This is a genomic window from Cellulosilyticum ruminicola JCM 14822, assembly GCF_001311925.1.
In the GTDB taxonomy this organism is placed as follows: Bacteria; Bacillota; Clostridia; order Lachnospirales; family Cellulosilyticaceae; genus Cellulosilyticum; species Cellulosilyticum ruminicola.
In genome coordinates this window covers 1-1,095 of record NZ_BBCG01000166.1, presented here as the reverse complement: position 1 = coordinate 1,095, position 1,095 = coordinate 1, and the positions used below count along the sequence as shown (strand labels likewise).

Below are 1,095 nucleotides of genomic sequence, written 5' to 3'. Positions count from 1 at the left end.
TAATAAGCTCCAAGCATGTGATATCTTACCCTTACACTAAAACTAAAAATGGGGGGACATCACATGTTAGAGCTCAAATATTATTCTGTCCATAAAATTGAAGATTTAAAAGACTTTTTTCTAGTTTGTTACGTTATTATTGATGACATTTATCAGCAAATTATCCCTGATCATATTAAATTTAGGCGTAATTATACTGAAGCTAAGCTATCCGATAGTGAAATTATAACCCTTGCCATTGTTGGTGAAATTCATGGTATGCCATCTGAAAAAGCTTGGTTTAACTATGTTCACAAAAATTTCAAGGACCTATTTCCTAATCTAGGGCATCGTACACGTTTTAATCGCACTAGAAGAAATCTTGAATCTGTTATTAATGCAATCAGAAAGGAAATTTGTAACTATATCGGTTACAACCATTCTGATATTTACATTGTTGATAGTATGCCTATTCCTGTATGTGGCTTTGGTAGAGCCCATTTTTGCAAACGATTTAAAGATATTTCATCTTATGGTTACTGTGCATCTAAAAAAGAAACTTATTACGGCTTAAAACTTCATGCGACAGTTACTTTAGAAGGTTATATCACTGATATTGAAATAACAGCTGCAAATGTAGACGACAGAGCAATTCTTTGGGAAATGTTTCAATCGCTCTACCAACCTATTGTCCTAGGTGATAAAGGTTACATTGGTGATGAACTTGCTCAAAATTTAAAGAATGAAAAAGGACTCACACTATTAGCCTTAAAACGAAATAATAGTAAAAACCCTTACCCAAAAGACTTGAGAAATTGGATTAGTAAACATAGAAGACGTATTGAAACGACCTTTTCTCAGTTAGCTAATCAATTTCATATTAATGAAGTACTAGCAAATTCTCTTAGTGGTCTAAAAGCTAGACTTCAAAGTAAAATCCTAGGACATAATATCTGTTGTTTCATAAATAAATGTCTTGGTAATCAGGCAACTACACAGATTAAACATTTAATATTTTAATAAATGAACTACTGTTTAATTATTGCAAGGATATTATAATTTCTATAATTACCATATTTATCCTTTACATAATTAAAGATTAACTAGCACATGTCG

1 protein-coding gene is annotated in these 1,095 nt (G+C 31.2%); it reads left to right on the top strand.

Annotated features, from left to right (window positions below):
- Positions 1-63 precede the first annotated feature (63 nt).
- Positions 64-999, top strand: a complete 936-nt coding sequence (locus JCM14822_RS18690; RefSeq protein ID WP_054744160.1) for an IS982 family transposase — start codon at positions 64-66, stop codon at positions 997-999.
- Positions 1,000-1,095 lie beyond the last annotated feature (96 nt).